The following is a 20,066-nucleotide window of genomic DNA, read 5'->3' as shown; positions in this document are numbered from 1 at the left end:
TAGATACATAGTAACGGATTAACGCACCAAACAATGTATGCGTATTCGTGGAGATCAGAAGGATAAATGGACGCAAAGGAAGTTTTGACATGATCACGAGACAAATCATCTCAAATTGAACTTATATTGATCTGGAATCCATCTACATGCAGATTCAAGTGAAATCGTTCAAATTCAAACATGATGATGTTAAACTATATGAAGATAAATCAGAGATTGACGTCGAAACGGATGTCAAATTAGAGGAGCCAGGAGGAAGGCCAGTCATGTCCAGAACAGATTACCCAACAGAAATGGCCACACCTTTGTTACCGCTACGTGAAGCAATGAAGCAGTCAGGGGACCATACCGCTGTAGAGGCATTAACGGATTTAATCAGCAAGGCTGAAACGAAACATCTGACGATTGCGTTCTGTGGACATTTCTCGGCAGGCAAGTCGAGTTTGATCAACAGCTTGTGTGGCAAGCGAGTACTGCCATCAAGTCCAGTGCCAACCAGTGCCAATGTCGTCGCGATACGCAACGGCAAGCCGAGAGCACTTATTTATACTACACCAAACGTAAGCGCTGACAATAAAGCAGGTACATTGGAGGTTTCACCCGAGGAACTGGAGGCGTATTGTAAAAATGGCGGGGCTTACAGCTCCATCGAAGTATGGGATAACATTCCGTTGTTGCAAGATGACGCCGTCCTGCTGGATACGCCAGGCGTGGATTCGACGGATCGCGGACATAGCTTGGCTACGCATTCGGCGCTACATTTGGCTGATGTTGTGTTCTATGTGATGGATTACAATCACGTTCAGTCGGAGACCAATCTTTCTTTTGCCAAAAGTTTGTCCGACTGGGGGAAGCCACTATTTTTGATTGTGAATCAGATCGACAAACATCGGGAGCGGGAGCTTTCGTTTGATCAATATGTGGATGGGGTAGAGGCAATTTTTGCCGCATGGGAAGTCCGTTATGACGGTCTGTTATTCACTTCCTTGCGTGACCAGCAGCATCGATATAATCAATGGAGTCAATTACCGGAACTGATTACAGAGCTGATGACCAAGAAAGAAGAGCTGATCTCTCACAGTTTAGCCAGTTCAGCCAGCCATATCACGGAGCAACATCTGAGACGGGAAGCCGGGAAGAGAGAAGATGAAGAAACTGCACTGCTTGAAGAAGTAGGAGGACAAGAAGGTATCGAACGTTTGGAGCGTGAGATTGCTCTACTAGATGAACAAGTCGCAGAGCTTCGAGCCAAACCTTCGCAAGTCCGTGAGAAATTCAGGGCAGAGGTGGATTCCTTGCTTGCTAACGCTAACCTTACCCCAGCGGATATCCGGACTTCGGCTGGCCATTATCTGGAGAGCCGCAAGCCGGGATTCCGGGTAGGTCTGCTCTTCTCAGGAGGCAAAACGGAACAGGAGAAACAGCGCCGGGCTTCGGAACTGGTGAGACTGCTTCTGGATCAGACCTCCAGTCAAGTGGAGGTTCATATTCGGACGATGCTCAGACAGCTAGGGGAAGCTTATCAAGTGTGGGATGCCACGTGGGAGCAGGTGCTTAACGCGGAGTTGCCTGAAATTAATGAAGAATTGCTTGAACTGAAACGAAGTGCGAGTGCGGAACTGTCGCCCGAGTATGTCATGCAATTCAGCAAAGATGTCCGGGGCGAGATTGAGGCCCGGTACCGCAAGTCGGCCATGCTGCTGGCTGACCGCATCCTGGAGGCGCTGGCTGCGCAGGGTCAAGCCGCGCTCCAGGCGCTGGACGCCAGCCGCGCAGCGCTGCTGGCGCAATCCGCGGCAGCGGCGCGCTACACGGCGCTACAGCGCGCCGCCGCCGAAGAGGCAGCAGGGCTGCGCAGCCTGCTGCCTCCTGCGGGCCCCCTTCCCTCCGGGCTACTGCCGGAGGTGAAGGGCCCGCACGTGCCCGCGCCTGAACCGGGCGAAGCTCCCGGTTCGCCGGCGGGCACGTCCGCGTCTGTGGCGGCGCAGCCACAGACGCAGGCCCCTGCGCCGCCGCGCGTAGCAGCGGCGCAGGGCGCACCGGCGGCGGCTGGCGCGGAACGCCGCCGGCGCCTGGACGCGGCAGCGGCACGGCTGGAAGCCGCTGCTGCGCTGGTGGAGCCGTACCCCGCCATGGGGTCGGCGGTACGGGATTTGCGTGCACGCGCGGCTTCGCTTGCGGGCGGCACGTTCACACTCGCACTGTTCGGTGCGTTCAGCGCGGGCAAATCCTCCTTCGCCAACGCATTGCTGGGCGAAGCGGTCCTCCCGGTATCGCCGCATCCAACGACAGCGGCGATTAACCGCATTATGGCTCCGGCCGGCGGCATGGAGCATGGTACTGCCCGGGTCCGCATGAAGACCCGGGAGGCTTTCCAGGAGGACCTTGCCTACTCCTTCAGACTGCTTGGTCTCGGAGAGCCGGGCACGGAATGGCAAAAGCGGGTGCAATCACTCACGCCTCAGGATGTGCACCCAGCAGGGCGTCCGCATTACAGCTTCTTACAGGCCGCTGCGGCTGGCTGGGAGGAAACAGCGGATCAACTTGGGCAAGATGTGCTGGTGGACTTGAACGGATATCGCCATTTTGTAGCCAATGAGAAGAAATCCTGCTTTGTCGATTCCATTGATCTGTATTACAGCTGTGACGTGACGGAACAGGGCATAGTGCTTGTGGATACACCTGGAGCGGATTCAGTCAATGCCCGGCATACAGGCGTAACGTTTAATTATATGAAAAATGCAGATGCCTTGATTTTTGTCACCTACTATAATCACGCCTTCTCCCAGGGAGACCGGCAGTTCTTGAATCAACTTGGGCGAGTGAAAGACAGCTCCGCGATGGATCAGATGTTCTTTGTCGTCAATGCGAGTGATTTATCTTCCTCGGAAGAAGAATTGGAACAGGTGCTCGATCATGTAGGGACAGAACTGCGGAAAAACGGGATTCGTTCACCACGTCTTTTCCCGGTATCCAGCATGCTTGCGATGGAAGGTAAAATGGATGGGAACGTTGAGCGATTGCAACAATCGGGCTTTATGCGTTTCGAAGAAGAGTTTAATCAATTTGCAGGCAAGGAACTGGCTGATCTCGCAGTTGGCGGAGCCTCCGAAGAGATGGCACGTGTCATTCAGCGGTTAAAGCAACGCGCAGCCGATGCGGCGCAGGGGGAAGAAACACTGCGTCAGCGGCGGGATGAACTGGGCACAATCTCGGAGCAGTCACGTCAGCGGATTGAGCGATTAGCACAGCGGTCAATGAAGGATGAACTGTCACAGGAAACGAATGAATTGCTTTTCCATGTCAGACAGCGTTTAGCCTTCCGACTGGGTCAGTTTATGGCCGAAGCGTTTCATCCATCCGTATTACGTGAAGATCAAGGCAATTTGAAAACGGCTTTCGCGGCTTGCGGACGTGAGCTGTTGCGTATGATCGGCATTGAGCTTGAGCAGGAATTACTCGCCACAACACTGCGATTGGAGCAGACGGGTCATGCTTGGGTTGGCAAGCAAGTAACTGAATGTATTAATGAAGTGAAAGAGCTGACAGGCGGCATCGACTTGTCCTTAACCCTGGATGAAAAGTGGAGTACACCTGTGCTGGAGGAAATCCGCCTAGAAGAGCCGTCGGGCTGGAAAAACTACTGGATTTACTTCCGGAATCCGAAGCAGTTCTTTGAAGGGGATGGACGTCAGCGCCTTCAGGAGGCACTTGAGCCTGTTCTCAAACAGATGATGATTGAAGTGCTTCCGGCTTCAGAACAAAAGCTGGTGCAATTTTATGATACACAGGTTCATCAATCGGTACAGCATCACTCTCGTCAGCTCACCGAACGGTTGGAAGAAGCCGTTACGGGCATACAGGATACCCTTGCAAGTGGAATCCAGGCTGAGCAATGGGTAGCCTTGTCCGAACAGCTTGAACAAATGCAGGAATAGATGGTCGTGGAGGTTGCATCACCGTGTGCAACTTCTCACCGGTTGCACAAGGCTGGTTGACTATTTATGCAAATATTTTGGAAACGTTTGTAAAATAATTGAATTCTTCCATAACCCAGTGAAAATGTTGCAAAAAAACGTCAAAAAAGGCTCCCGCCGCAAAGGCATATAGGGAGCCTTTTTTTGGCATGAACAACCTGAAATATAGAGAATATTCAAACATTTGATTGAAAGTCGGCTATTGGCATCCGTTAATGCGATAATTAGCTGAAAGCCGCCTGAATATGGTCTATTATTCGCTTTGCCGCGATTGAGGGACGGTGATAAACTTCATAAATGTTCATATCATTTCAAGCTACATTAGAGGAGGAGACACATGGATGTTCTCAGGCAACTGCAAACCTATTTTTGGGAGAAGCGAACGTATTTATTGGTATCGATCTTGTTTCTCGCCTTAGCGACCGCACTTGGATTAGTCTATCCGAACCTGCTTCGAATTTTGATCGATGACGTTATTGTGCCGCGCAATTTTGAAGACGTTCCCATGCTTGCCCTGACAGTGTTAGGCGTTGTTATTTTAAAAGCAGGCATGCAATTTTTACACGGTTTCTTTGGCGGACGTCTAGGCAATTATTTGGCGTATCGGTTACGTAATGCCTGTTATGAAAAACTTCAATTTTTATCCTTCCGTTATTATGATACGGCCAAAACAGGTGATCTGATGTCCCGCCTCACGGGAGATTTGGAGGCCATCCGTAACTTTATCGGATTTGGTTTCGCCCAGATTCTTAACATGGTTCTAATGGTCGTATTCGGCGCAATTATGATGATGACGATGAGTTGGAAGTTAACACTGCTGACACTCGTCTGCATTCCTCTGCTTGCCTTCGTTGCGCTTCGATTCGAATCCAGAATTCATCCGGCATTTCAGGAAATGCGATTGGCATTAAGCTCGCTGACTACAGCGGTGCAAGAAAACATTACAGGTGTGAGAACGGTTAAATCGTTTGCACGTGAGCCTTATGAAGTGGAGAAGTTCTCCACACGGAATGAACGATACAAAACGAATCAGATCCATGCTGCCACGTTGTGGAGCCGCTATTTTCCGATTATGGAGATCCTGGCTTCGGTGAGTGTTGTACTACTGCTTGTGATCGGTGGCAGAATGGTTATCCAGCAAACGCTGACTTTGGGTCAACTTGTTGCCTTCTTCAGTTTGATCTGGTACATAATTGGTCCGATGTGGGGCCTCGGCTTTCACATTAACAACTATACGCAGTCCAAAGCTTCAGGTGAACGGGTCCTTGAGCTGCTGAACACCCCTGTGGACGTGCAAGAGACCGAAGACCCGGTTATTGTGGAGACAGATCAGGTGAAAGGTCATGTGACCTTTGAATCGGTAACGTTTGCTTATGGTAACAAAATGCCTGCTGTAACCGATATTAATTTTGATGCTCCGCCTGGTTCTGTAATCGGTTTCCTCGGAGGAACAGGGTCAGGGAAATCGACGATTATCCAGCTTCTGATGCGTGCCTATAACGTGAACTCCGGTTCGATCAAGCTCGATGGCAGAAACATTAAAGATATGGGCATTCGCAGCTTGCGAAGTCAGATTGCTTCGGTGTTCCAGGAGACATTCCTGTTCTCCTCCAGCATACGTAACAACATCTCCTACGGCTTGAAAAATGTGACGATGGAAGAGATTATCCGCGCCGCCAAGCTGGCCAAGGCTCATGACTTTATCATGGAGTTTCCTGAAGGATATGATACGGTCGTCGGTGAACGCGGCATGGGACTTTCCGGAGGACAAAAGCAACGGATTGCCATTGCACGGGCTTTGCTGAAAAATCCGAAGATTCTTGTCCTTGATGATGCCACAAGTGCCGTGGATATGGAAACGGAACATGAGATTCAATCGGGCTTCCAGGAGGTTATGCGCGGCAGAACGACATTTATCATTGCCCACCGGATCTCTTCGCTGCGGCATGCAGATGAAATATTAGTGCTGGACGAAGGACGCGTGGTGCAACGCGGCAAACATACGGAACTTATTCAAGTACCTGGACCGTACCAGGATGTCTATAACATTCAATATGCAGACTACATTGCCCGCGGGAAGCGGGAGGCTGGGGAGCAGGTGAACTCATGAGCGCCGAAACGATAACAGACAGGCGAGAGGTTAAGGAAACCTCGAATAAAAAAATGAATGAACGATTTGTCTATCAGGACGATGAAGTGATCGAAAAACCGTTTAACTGGCAAGAGTTTGCACGATTGTTTGCTTACATGAAGCCTTATGCGAGGCAACTCCTGCCGTTTGTGATTCTGATGATGATTCTCGGAACGATTACGAAATTAGCCGTACCTTTTCTAATCAGTCTTGCAATCGATAGAGCTATTGCACCACAGACCGGAGTACCTAGCATGACGTTGCTGTATATTATTGCAGGTTCGATCTTGCTATTGTATCTCATCCAGTGGGCAGCTAACACATACCGTATTAAACTGACCAATATTATTGGGCAACGGGTGATTTACGATCTTCGCTCAGACTTGTTCAAACATATTCAGAAGCTGTCCTTTAACTTTTTTGACAAAAGACCGGCAGGTTCAGTGCTTGTGCGTGTAACGAATGATATCAATTCTTTACAGGATCTGTTCACGAATGGTGCGGTCAACGTCATGATCGACTGCGTGCAGCTGCTTGGTATCATCGTCATTCTCCTGTTGATTAACTGGAAACTCGGTCTTGCTGTAATCATTACGGTGCCGATTATGTTCATTATATCTACAAAATTGCGGGTGTTGATTCGCCGGGCGTGGCAGGATGTGCGTATGAAGAACTCTCGGATTAACTCTCACTTGAATGAATCCATTCAAGGCATCCGGGTAACGCAGGCGTACACTCAAGAAAAAGAAAATATGAAATACTTCGACAACATGAATATGTCCAGCAAAAAGTCTTGGGACAAAGCATCTGCAATGAACCAGGGGTTTGGTCCTTTAATTGAGATTACAGGCGGTTTCGGAACGTTAATTCTGTTCTGGTACGGCGCATATCTCATTCAAAGTGAAATGTTGACCGTAGGTTTGCTCGTCGCTTTCGCCAACTATGTCGGCAACTTCTGGGACCCGATCAACCGTCTGGGACAGATGTACAATCAGTTGCTGGTTGCCATGGCATCCTCGGAGCGAATCTTTGAGTTCATGGATGAAAAGCCGAATATTGCCGATAAACCGGGTGCCAAGCCGCTCCCTTCTATTAAAGGAGATATCGTATTCGATCATGTTGTATTTGAGTACGAAAAGGGAAGACAGGCGCTGAAAGGTATCAGCTTCTCGGCGGCGGCCGGGCAATCGATTGCACTTGTCGGTCATACAGGCTCTGGTAAAAGCACCATCATCAATCTGATCAGCCGTTTCTATGACATCACGGGAGGGCGCCTGACCATCGATGGACATGACGTGCGTGATGTGACGGTGGAAAGCCTGCGCAGTCAGATCAGCATTGTGCTACAGGATACATTTATTTTCTCAGGTACCATCCGCGACAATATCCGTTTTGGACGGCTGGATGCGACGAACGAAGAGGTGGAAGAAGCGGCGAAAGCCGTTAACGCGCATGAGTTCATCATGAAGCTTCCGGGTGGATATGACACCGAAGTAGAAGAGAGAGGTAATGTGTTGTCGATGGGACAACGGCAATTGTTATCTTTTGCCAGGGCACTGCTCGCTGATCCGCGCATCTTGATTCTGGATGAAGCTACAGCCAGCATTGATACGGAAACGGAGTTGAAAATTCAGGAAGCCCTCAAAGTATTACTTCAGGGGCGAACGTCCTTTATGGTGGCTCACCGTCTTTCCACCATTCGTAATGCGGATCACATCATTGTATTGGATCACGGAGAGATCAAGGAAGAGGGCAACCATGAACAGCTTATCCATAAACAAGGAGTATACAATGGTCTGATTGAAGCGCAGTACCGGTTTTTGTAGTAAAGATAACGAGTAACGTAGGTTTACAGACACTTCGGCTCATTTTGTTCCTGTACTTTTTATCAGGCTGTCCTGATAGAAAGTATGGAGCAAAGGCGCTGGAGTGTTTTTTTGAATACAAATCGGTTTAACGCTCGAAAATGAATCGCGAAATTATGTTATATTTTAAATAATTAAATGAAGCACAATAGAGAGTTCTGGAGGGGAAATTATGCAGATTAAAGCCACCGATGAGGCTAATTTATATACATCTTTTGATCAGCTGAATCTGTTGCATTTCAAGTTGGTTGAATTGGAGTCAGCAGTTACGAGTCATTCTGAATCAAACTGGCGTCTCGGAAAACACTTTCTGGATCGTTATCTGTTACTTTTTATTACGGATGGTGAAGGATGGCTTACTGTGGACGGTCAGTATATTGAACTCAGAAGCGGATCAACATACATAGGTCTGCCTGGACAACTGATCGAAGCAGAGCTTCGGGGGAAAGAAGAAGGAGGACTCTATCAGATCAGATTTAATGTTTTTTTAGGCGAACAGTCAAACTCAAACGTGGCATCCGCTTTAGGCATGATGAAGCAAGTGTGTACGCAGACGAGAGACCGTGTGATCCAGTGTAGCTCACCGGTTGCCATGAGTTTGTTATGTCAGGAAATCGAGCAACTGATTCGTGGGGAAAACAGGCTGCAGCATTTTTTAAGTCAGATTCGTTTTCAGGAGCTACTGTATAGGATTTTTAATGATATGGTTCATGTACGGTCCCAACAACCGGCATTGCCTATTGAACAAGTTAGACATTATATCGAACAGCAGTATATGAAGAAAATAACGATACGGGATTTGGCTGAAGTTGCACGAATGAGTTCTCGTCATTTCATGCGGTTGTTTAAGAAAATGTATGGCTGTAGCGCAATGGATTATTTGACAATATACCGGATCAAACAGGCTCAGATCATGATGAGGAATGATCACAGTCCAAGATTGAAAGAAATTGCGGCTTGTGTAGGGTTTCAAGACGAGATGTACTTTCGGCGAAAATTCAAGCAAATCACAGGTCTCCCGCCAGCAGCTTTTATACAAAATAGCAAGCAGCGTATTGCTGCGGTTCACTCGCTTGGCATTGGAACATTGCTGGCTCTCCAGATTATTCCTGCCGCTGCTCAAGCGAGTCATCCTTGGACGGCGTATTACAGACGAAAATACGAAACGGATAAGGTAATACCTCTGATCGATAATGAGCATGGCTGTTTGCAACAATTAGAAGCGATTCGTCCTGATTATATTGTCGCTGTTCGTGAGGAAATGTCCGAGAGTATGATGCAGCATTTAAGTTCAATCGCGCCTGTTTGTGTGCTAAGTCAGTCGGAAGGAGATTGGCGGGATCATCTGAGAACGGTAGCTGCATTTATGAATCGGCTTGAGGCGGCTGAGGTGTGGCTCGAAAGATATGAACAAAAGGCAGCTGTGATTAGATCACAGCTATCGAAGCAGGTGCGTCAAGACCGGCTAATCGTGCTTCGTGTGCATGGTTCGGAAGTACAGGTTATGAATCCGCAAACAATCGCTTCGGTGTTCTATAACGATATGCAGTTAATGGCGCCAGAAGGTATGGAGTATATTTGGCATAATCCGCATTTTAATATCTGTGCTCTAGCGGAATTAACCATAGACAGGGCATTGCTTATTGTAAGTGAAGACGAAGAATCAAGACAGACTTGGGCATCAATTCAACAGTCAGAGGTATGGAAGGCGACAAAAGCGGCGCAAAATGACTGCATCGATATGTTGATCCCAAGTGTTTTGCTGGATTATACGGCCTTTACCCATGAATTGATGCTGGATGAAGTGTTAAAATTGTGGCGATATCGTCCATAAGATAAAGTCGGAATCGTCAATATCTTGGAACGCCGTTATTTAATATACTACTCCTATGTCTAATTGATAATGATAATTATTATTGATTGGTGCTTATCATATCTTTTCATATATTAGGAGGTACATAAGAAGTGAAGTCAAAATTGTGGGTTATTACAGGTGTCATGTTAATGGTGTTATTACTAGGTGCATGTGGGCAGGCTACTGGCCCAGATACGTCTGCTTCTGGAGAGAGCGAAAAAAGCTCATCCAGCACCGCAACGAATACAACGAATGACAAAGGTGAAGTGAAAGTCGTTCAGACCGAGATGGGCGAAATCACGATTCCCAAGTCTCCTAAGCATGTGGTTGGATTATCTGTTGTATATCCAGAGCTGTTATATTCACTCGGTATTGTTCCGGTAGCTGTTCAAAATTATCATGAGGACTTCCCTAAGTATTTGCAGGAGCCTTTCAAAAATACGATGAAGATAGGAATTGCGAAAACACCCAATTTTGAAGCGATCCTGGAGGCGAATCCGGATTTGATCATAGCCCCTGCATGGTGGTCGAAGAAGGATTATGATCAGCTTTCGGCTATTGCACCGACAGTGCTTCTGCCAGAGCGTCAAGAATGGCCTGAAGAACTACAGGATATCGCTACGGTTTTAGGCAAGGAAACAGAGGCCAAGCAGGTTTTGGAAGATCTCAAGCAACATGAAAAAGAGGGAGCGGACAAGCTACACAGCCTCATCGGTGATGAAACGGTGTTATATGTGCGAGTGATGGAGAAAGAGATTGTTTTGAATGGTCCCAATCTTTCTCGGGGGGCTTTTGTCCACAAACGCTTGGGTTTAAAACCTGTAAGCAACTTTCCAAAAGATGAAACCGGACTGTCCATTTCAATGGAAGTATTGCCAGAATACGATGCAGATCACCTGATTATTCAGCTTGATGATGAGGAAAATCCGGAAATTCAGAAGAAATATAACGACATGCTCAGTACATCAATATGGAAAAACCTGAAGGCTGTTAAAAATAATCATGTATATCTCGTAGGCGGCAAAGAGTGGTTTAACCTTGGAATGGCCCCGATGTCAGATAATTATGTAATCGATGATATTGTTGCTGCTTTTGAAGAGAAAAACAAATAAACATTCTGGAATGGCTTTGGAGAACACATGATTACTATGAACGGTGAACATTAGATAGGAAGTGTTTAGACATGCATGATCAGGATATTGTTGATGTAACGATTATTGGCGGTGGTCCAGCAGGAATGTATGCGGCTTTTTATGCAGGCATGCGTGAAATGAAAGTGAAATTGATTGAAGGAAAGGATCAGTTAGGTGGTTTTCTGCACACGTATTCCGATAAAACGATATGGGATGTGGGCGGACTGCCACCAATGAAATGTGCCAAGCTGATCGACTGGCTTGTTCAGCAAGCGGGTACTTTCAAACCGAATCTGGTGCTCGGTCAGAGTGTTGATGCATTAACCCGGCAGGAGAATGGAGTAATTGCACTACACACGCTTACGGGTGAGGTGCATTATACGAGGAGTGTTATTGTTGCCATTGGCCGGGGCATCGCCGAGGTGCAGAAGCTGGAGCTGGACAGTGCACATCATTATGAACGGAGTAATCTGCATTATACGGTACAGAATCTGAATTATTTTGCGGGAAAAAAAATATTGATTTCGGGCGGTGGTAATAGCGCTGTGGATTGGGCTCTTGAACTTGCAGACTTGGCTGACACGGTAACCGTGGTTCATAGACAGGATGCTTTCCGTGCAATGGAGCATAATGTGAAACAGATGAAAAGCAGGGCGAAGGTACTCACACCCTTTAAGATTGATCGCTTGTATGGCAATGGGGAACGTATAAACCGAGTTGCTATATCCAATTCCGATACAGGTGAAAACATAGACGTGGAAGTCGATGAGATCATCATAAGTCATGGTTATACGAGTCAAGCAAGCAACCTTGCCCGCTGCGGTTTGGTTATGGATGAAGGGATGATTGCCATGAACCAATTGGGTGAAACCAATATACCTGGTATTTTTACAGCAGGAGACTGCGCGATACGGGAAGGCAAAGTTCGTTTGATTGCGGGAGCTTTTAATGATGCGATTGTTGCGGTCAACAGTGCCAAAACTTACGTTGAACCAACGGCGGCTGGAATGGCTTTCGTTTCATCTCATAATGAACTGTTTCGGGAGAAAAATCGTGATTTGGAGAAAAGTGACTTATTAAAAGGATGAATTAAATAACAGGAAAAATTAGGTTGTATGCTTCTTTAATTTTTATATCCTTAAAAATGGGAGGAATGGAAAGAGTATCGAATCTGAGAATGTAATTTGTAAAATTTGATCGAAAAAACACAAAAAATCTTGTAAAATTCACAAGAAAAATAGGGAGTACTCTTGCAATCTTTAACCAAAACCCCGAAAATAGAGAGACAGATATAGAAGATTTCTCTTTGGGAGGATTGGAAAGAACATGTGGGGTGCTCCTTTTTCGGCTCAAGCCAAAAAAATGCTGCTGCTAGGCAGCGGAGAATTGGGTAAAGAGGTCGTCATTGAGGCCGCACGTCTCGGTGTGGAAACGATCGCTGTTGATCGTTATGAGAACGCACCGGCCATGCAGGTCGCACATCGATCTTACTGCATCGACATGTTAGATGGCGAGGCATTGAAACAATTGATCCGTAAGGAACAACCGCATTACATCGTACCTGAGATTGAAGCCATTGCTACTGAGGCATTGCTGGAACTTGAGGAAGAAGGCTTTTGTGTCGTGCCAACGGCCCGAGCCGCTCGTTTGACTATGGATCGCGAAGGCATTCGTCGTCTGGCGGCCGAACAATTGAATCTTCCTACAGCCGCTTATCTCTTTGCGGATAGTTTAGAACAGTTGCAAGAGGCTGTTCGTGAACTAGGTACACCTTGTGTTATCAAACCATTGATGAGTTCATCTGGTAAAGGCCAGAGTGTATGCCGCATACCTGATGACGCAGCAAACTGCTGGGACATTGCTCTTTCGGGAGCGAGAGGCAAGTCTGTTCGTGTTATCGTGGAAAGCTTTGTGAAGTTTGAGAGTGAAATTACGCTACTCACCGTCAGATCGGCATCAGGCGCTGTATTTTGTCCGCCGATCGGTCATATTCAAAAAGACGGGGATTATGTCGAATCATGGCAACCTCATGCGATGACATCGGAGCAATGGAAGCAGGCATGTCACATCGCAAAGACAGTTACGGATGAGCTCGGCGGGTACGGCCTCTTTGGCGTTGAACTCTTTCTCACAGCTGATGGAGTGGTATTTAGTGAAATATCACCTCGTCCACATGATACAGGTATGGTCACGATGGTTACACAGGATAATTCAGAGTTCGCGCTTCACGTGCGCGCTATCCTTGGATTTCCCGTCACAGAAGTACATTTGCTGACACCAGGAGCCTCAGCCACGCTGAAGGCCGATGTCGAAACATCTGATTTCACCATAGGTGGAATTGAAGATGCACTTGCATTACCTCGTACTCAGGTTCGTGTGTTTGGCAAACCTGAAACGAAACAAGGACGCCGAATGGCTGTAGCCCTTAGTGCTGGAACAGATGTGGAAGAAGCTCGTAAAACAGCGGTTCAAGCCGCAAATATGCTGAAAGTGGAGGTAAATCATGTCCAATAATGTGGAGGCCCCTGTACTGATGATCCGAGAGTGTGAACTGCGAGATGCTGAAGCGGTGACAGGATTGATGCGAGAGGTCAGCTATCCGACAACAACCAATGTAATGAAAGAACGCATTGAAGGTTTGGAAAGCAATCCGAACGCGTGCATGCTCGTTGCCGAAGTGGATGAACAGATTATTGGTGTGATTGGCTTGCAATGTGTTCAAAGCCATGCCTATCCGGAACCTGCTGCCCAGATTACTTCCTTAATCGTAGGTCAGGAGCATCGTGGTAGCGGAATTGGCCGCCGTCTCATGGCTCGTGCCGAAGACTGGGGCAAACAGCAAGGTGGTAAGCAATTGTTTGTCACTGGAGCGAATCGGGAAGTCACTTCAACGACATATTCCTTCTATGAGCACATTGGCTTCCAGAAAAAAGGCTATCGTTTCAGTAAAGTTCTTTTATAATAGATGAACCGGCATTCAGCAAGTGTGAACTTGACTGAGTGCCTTTTTTTATAAGGTGTGTACATCAAATCAATAGATTCAAAAGAAGCTCCGTTTTTTAAACTAATAAGGCCGAGGGTGTAGCGTACTTATATAAACTGTCCAAGATAGCTTTGAAACAATCAATAATGACAAAAAAGTCATTTTTCCAGTATTTACGGGTTCACAATCTCTTAATGGATTGATATACTCCTAGAGTAGACATTACAAAGTTGTAATAATTAATTCTAAGGAGATGAATGAATTTGAAGAAGAACTGGATGAAAAAAGTTGTGACAGGCAGTCTGACAGCTGCACTCGCCGTAGGGATTATGCTTCCTGCCTCCGCGTCTGCTGCAGATTCAACATATAAAGCAACGACGGTTACAACGTATAAAGTGGTTAATGCGGATAGCTTGAAAGCTTATATTGAGCAATGGCTGAAGCAGAACGGTTACAATGTCTCGGAAGGTCAAACAGCGGAGCAACCAACAACACAGCCTGTAACCAAGCCTGAACAACCAAGCACACCTGCTAAGCCGGCACAAGAAGAGAAACCAGCTACGACTACACCAGCCAAAGATCCTTCAAGCACAGGTAATAACGGTGGTACACAAAGCACACAATCCGATTTTGCTACACAAGTGGTGAAACTCGTGAACGCTGAACGTGCCAAAGCAGGTCTGGGTGCACTGGCATCCGACGCTCTTCTGGACAAGGTCGCTATGGCAAAAGTTAAAGATATGAGCAACAACAACTATTTTGATCACCAGTCTCCAACGTACGGTTCGCCGTTTGATATGATGAAACAATTCGGAGTAACGTACAGCTACGCTGGTGAAAATATCGCCAAAGGTCAAAAAACACCTCAGGAAGTTGTAACAGCCTGGATGAACAGTGCGGGTCACCGTGCAAACATCCTGAGCAAAAATTTTACGCAAATCGGTGTAGGTTACTATAACGGATATTGGGCTCAAGAGTTTATCGGTAAATAAGAGTTGGAAATGAATAATATATAACTTATTTTATAATAAAAAAAGTCATATGTGCACATAGCCGAAAAGCTGTGTGTGCTATGGCTTTTTTCCATTTTTTGAGTTGAGAAATGCTCCGCTTTCCGAATATAACAGCAAAATTTGCAAATTAACGACAGAAGACTTATGTTATTTAGAATAAGCAATATCTTGATGTGAAAGCCATTATAAATTATTTGTATCCGACTGGAGATGTGATGGATGAAAAAGAACAAAAATCTTGATTCAGCGCCTTGGATCTGGAGAAGTGTAAGCACGATATCCATTGTAGCAACACTGCTATTGATATTTGGATTTGCTTACGCCATAAAAGATGTTATTTTTCCGCAAGGGGATTCGACACTAAATGAGGGGCAGAAAACTGCCACGCCAGCTCAAGATGCTCAAAACGGCGGTAATAAAGCGATTGTAGAAGACGGGAAAATCCGAATGGCCGTCATTGGCGATTCCCTTGCAAGAGGCACAGGAGATGATGAAGGACTCGGATTTGTTAGACGGGCGGCTAATCTGCTCAAAGATGAGGGTAACGATGTACAGGTGCTTAACAATCTGGGTGTAAACGGTCTCCGAACAGATGCGCTGTTAAAAAAGCTGGATGAACAAGGGGTTCAGTATGTTTTGCAACAATCCAACTTTATTTTACTTTCCATCGGTGCGAATGACCTGTTTCAAGGTGGACAGGTTCTTCAAGGTGAAGACCCGCCAACGGCTGAGAAACTGGCTGCAGCCTTGCCAGATACATCCAAACGTCTACAGGAAATTTTGAAGAAAGTGAAAGAAATCAATCCGAATGCTCAGATTGCATACATCGGATTATATAATCCGTTTGGTAATGTGAAGGAACTGGAGAAGCCGGGCAACGCTGTTGTTGCAGCCTGGAATGACGCTGCGATGTCCATTTTGAATAATGAAGATAACATGACCCTTGTGCCAACCTTTGATCTGTTTGAGAACCATCTGGACGAATATCTTTCCTCTGATCACTTCCATCCGAATGGACAAGGTTATCAGCAGATGGCCGTTCGCATTGCACAGGAATATAAAGGGAATAAACCGGCAGAAGGGAGCGCTAAATAAATGGCAGAGAAACAGTATGATTCCGTCTTGTCCGTACAACACTTGAAGAAAAAAATTGGACGGAAATGGATTATTAAAGACGTCACTTTTGATGTCAAACCTGGTGAAATTTTCGGTTTTCTGGGGCCGAATGGTGCGGGGAAAACCACAACGATTCGTATGCTGGTTGATCTGATTAAACCTACAGAAGGAAAAATTTCGGTCTGTGGTTACGACGTGAATCGTGATCCCGAACGAGCACTCAAATATGTTGGCTCCATTGTTGAAAATCCTGAGGTATATACATATTTGACCGGGTGGGAGAACCTGGAGCACTTTGCCCGGATGCAACCAGGCGTCGATCATGACCGCATTCAGGAAGTGGTCAATATTGTGCGTCTGGATCAACGTATTCATGATAAAGTTAGAACCTATTCACTGGGTATGCGACAGCGGCTCGGAATTGCTCAGGCTTTACTTGGAAGACCGCGGTTACTGATTCTGGATGAACCAACGAATGGACTTGATCCCAAAGGGATTAAGGAGTTACGTGAATTTATCAAGCAGCTTGCCAGTGAGGGAATGGCCGTGTTCGTCAGCAGTCACTTGTTGAGTGAAATTCAACTTCTCTGTGATCGGGTAGCCATCATCAGTGCCGGCCGTGTGCTCGCAGTTGGTGGTGTGAATGAACTGATCGAAGACCATTCCAAGGTGGCGATATGGCATCTTACACCTTTTGATGCAGGCCGTCAGATGTTACTTGATAAGGGGATTACGCTGGTTAACCGCCCCGGTGATGTCATGGATGATACGATTGTTGCAGGGCTCGGCGCGAATGCTGTTGTTGCCGAGATGCATGAAGAACGGATACCGGAGCTGGTACAGCAAATGGTTGAGGCAGGGATTCAGGTTGAGGGCGTACAACGGATTCAGCCTACACTTGAACAACTATTCTTAAAAATGACAGAAGGTGAATCCATTGAATAATATCATGCCGCTCATTCGTAATGAGACCATTAAAATGGTCAAGAAGAAACGCCTTTATATTATTTTTATCGTTCTGGCCATCCTTGTTCCGATGTTCACGTATGCACAGATGAAATCGGCTCAAAATAATCAAGACAAGTTCGGTGGTGACTGGAGGCTTGAATTACAACAGGCTATTACCGATAATCAGAACTCGCTAGGCAGTGATCGGGTTCCCGAGGAATACAAAAAGTACAGAACCGTCTATATCCAGCAGATGCAATACTACCTGGAAAATAACATTAATCCGAAAGAACCGGGCGGTGTGACGTTTACAAGGGAGTTTATGAACAATGCCGTTGGATTGTTTATCCCGCTTCTGATTATGGCCATTGCTTCAGACCTGGTGTCAGGAGAACGGACGACAGGCACGATCAAAATGTTGCTGACTCGCCCCGTTAGACGGTGGAAAGTGCTTTTAAGCAAACTGATCACATTGATCATGTTTGTTTCAATCATCGTCGTTTCTGCTTATGTGATCTGTTACGGGATATCCGGGGCCGTTTTTGGTTACAAAGGTTTTGGCATGCCTGTATTCACGGGATTCAAAGTGGTTGGCACCGAAGTGGATATGTCTGCCGTACATGCGGTAAGTCAATGGCAGTACATGCTGATGCAAGCAGGTTTGATCTGGTTTGTGAGTATCATCGTGGCGATGCTGGCCTTTATGGTATCCGTTCTTGTTCGCAGTACAGCGGCAAGTATCGTAATCATGATGGCAGCGCTGATTGCTGGAACGATTCTAACCAACATGGCGGCTTCGTGGGAAACAGCGAAGTATTTGTTTATGGTGAACCTGGAACTGCCTGATTATTTATCCGGCGGACTGCCACCAATTGAAGGTATGAATCTCGGATTTTCCCTTATTGTGCTTAGTGTTTGGGGCGCTGCATCACTCATTGTATCATTCCTTGTCTTTACGAAACGGGATATCTTGAATTAAAATGGACAAGGATAAGAAAACATCTGTTTGCATTTCAGGCATTTTTGTAGTTTCAAGTTAAGAAGGGGGAGCATGAATGGTCGAGCAAATCGATATGTCGGCAGGTTCGACAGGCGGAGGACAGGGCGCCTCGGGCTACGACGCGGACGACATTCAAGTACTTGAAGGACTGGTAGCGGTTCGGAAACGGCCGGGGATGTACATCGGCAGCACCAGTACTTCAGGTCTACATCATTTGGTATGGGAGATCGTAGACAACGCTGTCGATGAGCACCTAGCCAAATTCTGCTCCAAAATCGATATCACGCTGCATAAGGACGGTTCTATTACGGTTCAGGATAACGGAAGGGGAATTCCGACAGGTATACATAAAACAGGGATTCCCACTCCCCAGGTCGTGTTTACGATTTTGCACGCAGGCGGTAAGTTCGGTGGATCAGGATATAAAAAATCAGGTGGTCTGCACGGTGTAGGGGCTTCGGTCACTAACGCATTGTCAGAGTGGCTTGAAGTCGAAATCTTCCGTGATGGCAAGATCCATCGTCAACGTTTCGAATATTGGCAGGACAAAAAAGGCGTCGAACATGTAGGGGAACCCGTAACCGGTCTTGAAGTATTGGGTAATACCAATCGCACAGGCACCAAAGTTACGTTTAAACCGGATATTCGCGTTTTTCACAATGGAATTCAGTTGAACTATGATACGCTGGCAGAACGCCTTCAGGAGATTGCTTTTCTGAACTCGGGTCTGAAAATTGTGCTGAAGGACGAACGTTCAGGCAACCAGGATGAATTCATGTACGAGGGCGGCGCGAGCCAGTTTGTCGAGTTTTTGAACGAAAATAAAGACGTACTTCATGATGTTATACACTTCTATGCCGATAAGGACGATATCGAGGTAGAAGTGGCAATCCAGTATAATGCGGGTTATACAGAAACACTTGCTTCCTTTGTCAATTCGATCCCGACCCGTGGCGGGGGAACGCATGAGACCGGATTCAGGGCAGCATACACCCGTGTAATGAACGACTACGCTCGGCGTACCAGCATGATCAAGGAAAAAGATAAAAATCTGGAAGGCAATGATCTTCGAGAAGGCATGATGGCGGTAATTAGCGTCAAAATGTCTGAAGTGGAATTTGTCGGGCAGACGAAAGATCAGCTCGGAAGTGCTACTGCTCGAAGTGCTGTTGATTCGGTGGTTTCCGAAAACATCCAACGTTTTCTGGAAGAGAACCCGCAGGTTGCACAGACCTTGATTCGCAAAGCGGTGCAGGCGTCCAAAGCGAGAGAAGCCGCGCGGAAAGCCCGTGACGAGATGCGTACAGGGAAAAAGCGCAGTGAAAGTTCTAATTTGAATGGCAAGCTCACGCCAGCGCAATCGAAGGATTTTACGCGCAATGAATTGTTTATCGTGGAAGGTGACTCTGCAGGCGGTTCAGCCAAGCAAGGACGGGATTCCAAAATACAGGCGATTCTGCCGTTAAAAGGCAAACCGTTGAATCCGGAAAAATCCAAGTTGGCGGATATTCTGAAAAATGAAGAGTATCGTGCAATTACAGCAGCAATAGGCGCAGGAATCGGAACGGAGTTTGCCGTAGAGGACAGCAATTATTCCAAAATCATTATCATGACGGATGCAGATACGGATGGCGCACATATTCAGGTGTTGCTGCTTACGTTCTTTTACCGTTACATGAAACCGTTAATTGATGCAGGGAAAGTATATATTGCGCAGCCGCCTTTATATAAACTCACTCGTAAATCCGGCAAGATGGCAACGGTAAGATATGCCTGGACGGACGAAGAACTTGCGAATTATATGAAAGAGTTCGGAAATAATGTCGAGTTGCAGCGTTATAAAGGACTTGGTGAGATGAACCCGGATCAACTGTGGGAAACAACGATGAACCCGGAGACACGTGCTATGCTAAAAGTGGAGATCGTGGATGCAGCCAAAGCAGAGCGTCGTGTATCTACACTGATGGGTGACAAAGTAGATCCACGCAAACGCTGGATTGTAGAGAATGTCGACTTTACAGAGTACGAAGAATAGAAGGTGCTTG

General features: G+C 46.7%; 13 protein-coding genes. All 13 read left to right on the top strand.

Annotation, left to right across the window (positions count from 1 at the left end):
- The first annotated feature begins 266 nt into the window (after positions 1-266).
- Positions 267-3,938 (top strand): dynamin family protein, encoded by a 3,672-nt coding sequence (locus Q9R46_RS12560; RefSeq protein WP_311280286.1) that lies wholly within the window; start codon positions 267-269, stop codon positions 3,936-3,938.
- A gap of 376 nt (positions 3,939-4,314) precedes the next feature.
- Positions 4,315-6,087, top strand: a complete 1,773-nt coding sequence (locus Q9R46_RS12555; RefSeq protein WP_090917085.1) for an ABC transporter ATP-binding protein — start codon at positions 4,315-4,317, stop codon at positions 6,085-6,087.
- Positions 6,084-7,934 (top strand): ABC transporter ATP-binding protein, encoded by a 1,851-nt coding sequence (locus tag Q9R46_RS12550; RefSeq protein WP_145331685.1) that lies wholly within the window; start codon positions 6,084-6,086, stop codon positions 7,932-7,934. The genes Q9R46_RS12555 and Q9R46_RS12550 overlap by 4 nt, the downstream gene beginning before the upstream one ends.
- Positions 7,935-8,145: 211 nt before the next feature.
- Positions 8,146-9,807 carry an AraC family transcriptional regulator gene (locus Q9R46_RS12545; protein ID WP_311280285.1) on the top strand — a complete coding sequence of 554 codons (1,662 nt, stop codon included), beginning with the start codon at positions 8,146-8,148 and terminating at the stop codon, positions 9,805-9,807.
- Between the two features lie 131 nt (positions 9,808-9,938).
- Complete coding sequence (locus Q9R46_RS12540) at positions 9,939-10,940, top strand: ABC transporter substrate-binding protein (protein WP_311280284.1); 1,002 nt, start codon at positions 9,939-9,941, stop codon at positions 10,938-10,940.
- A gap of 71 nt (positions 10,941-11,011) precedes the next feature.
- Positions 11,012-12,049 carry an NAD(P)/FAD-dependent oxidoreductase gene (locus Q9R46_RS12535; protein WP_311280283.1) on the top strand — a complete coding sequence of 346 codons (1,038 nt, stop codon included), beginning with the start codon at positions 11,012-11,014 and terminating at the stop codon, positions 12,047-12,049.
- Positions 12,050-12,287: 238 nt separating this feature from the next.
- Complete coding sequence (gene purT, locus Q9R46_RS12530) at positions 12,288-13,475, top strand: formate-dependent phosphoribosylglycinamide formyltransferase (protein WP_311280282.1); 1,188 nt, start codon at positions 12,288-12,290, stop codon at positions 13,473-13,475.
- Positions 13,465-13,923: a GNAT family N-acetyltransferase gene (locus Q9R46_RS12525; RefSeq protein WP_145331681.1), complete on the top strand. Its 459-nt coding sequence runs from the start codon at positions 13,465-13,467 to the stop codon at positions 13,921-13,923. The genes purT and Q9R46_RS12525 overlap by 11 nt, the downstream gene beginning before the upstream one ends.
- A 284-nt stretch (positions 13,924-14,207) precedes the next feature.
- Positions 14,208-14,936 carry a CAP domain-containing protein gene (locus Q9R46_RS12520; RefSeq protein WP_311280281.1) on the top strand — a complete coding sequence of 243 codons (729 nt, stop codon included), beginning with the start codon at positions 14,208-14,210 and terminating at the stop codon, positions 14,934-14,936.
- A 240-nt stretch (positions 14,937-15,176) separates the two neighbouring features.
- Entirely contained in the window at positions 15,177-16,052 is an 876-nt protein-coding gene (locus tag Q9R46_RS12515) for a GDSL-type esterase/lipase family protein (protein WP_311280280.1), read from the top strand.
- Positions 16,053-17,018, top strand: coding sequence for an ABC transporter ATP-binding protein (locus Q9R46_RS12510; protein ID WP_311280279.1), 966 nt, complete (start codon positions 16,053-16,055; stop codon positions 17,016-17,018).
- Positions 17,011-18,000, top strand: a complete 990-nt coding sequence (locus Q9R46_RS12505) for an ABC transporter permease (protein WP_145331677.1) — start codon at positions 17,011-17,013, stop codon at positions 17,998-18,000. Before Q9R46_RS12510 ends, Q9R46_RS12505 begins: the two co-directional genes overlap by 8 nt.
- Before the next feature lie 76 nt (positions 18,001-18,076).
- Positions 18,077-20,056: a DNA topoisomerase IV subunit B gene (gene parE, locus Q9R46_RS12500; RefSeq protein WP_145331676.1), complete on the top strand. Its 1,980-nt coding sequence runs from the start codon at positions 18,077-18,079 to the stop codon at positions 20,054-20,056.
- Positions 20,057-20,066 lie beyond the last annotated feature (10 nt).

Origin of the sequence: Paenibacillus sp. RRE4 (assembly GCF_031844205.1) — a bacterium.
Classification (GTDB): domain Bacteria; phylum Bacillota; class Bacilli; order Paenibacillales; family Paenibacillaceae; genus Paenibacillus; species Paenibacillus xylanexedens_B.
The sequence above is the reverse complement of the archived record's forward strand: the minus strand, read 5'-3'. Positions and strand labels throughout refer to the sequence as shown.

Coding starts and splice junctions, on each gene's coding strand:
- Q9R46_RS12555 (WP_090917085.1), top strand. CDS start 4,315: ATGGATGTTCTCAGGCAACTGCAAACCTATTTTTGGGAGAAGCGAACG.
- purT (WP_311280282.1), top strand. CDS start 12,288: ATGTGGGGTGCTCCTTTTTCGGCTCAAGCCAAAAAAATGCTGCTGCTA.
- Q9R46_RS12550 (WP_145331685.1), top strand. CDS start 6,084: ATGAGCGCCGAAACGATAACAGACAGGCGAGAGGTTAAGGAAACCTCG.
- Q9R46_RS12525 (WP_145331681.1), top strand. CDS start 13,465: ATGTCCAATAATGTGGAGGCCCCTGTACTGATGATCCGAGAGTGTGAA.
- Q9R46_RS12535 (WP_311280283.1), top strand. CDS start 11,012: ATGCATGATCAGGATATTGTTGATGTAACGATTATTGGCGGTGGTCCA.
- parE (WP_145331676.1), top strand. CDS start 18,077: ATGGTCGAGCAAATCGATATGTCGGCAGGTTCGACAGGCGGAGGACAG.
- Q9R46_RS12510 (WP_311280279.1), top strand. CDS start 16,053: ATGGCAGAGAAACAGTATGATTCCGTCTTGTCCGTACAACACTTGAAG.
- Q9R46_RS12545 (WP_311280285.1), top strand. CDS start 8,146: ATGCAGATTAAAGCCACCGATGAGGCTAATTTATATACATCTTTTGAT.
- Q9R46_RS12560 (WP_311280286.1), top strand. CDS start 267: ATGTCCAGAACAGATTACCCAACAGAAATGGCCACACCTTTGTTACCG.
- Q9R46_RS12515 (WP_311280280.1), top strand. CDS start 15,177: ATGAAAAAGAACAAAAATCTTGATTCAGCGCCTTGGATCTGGAGAAGT.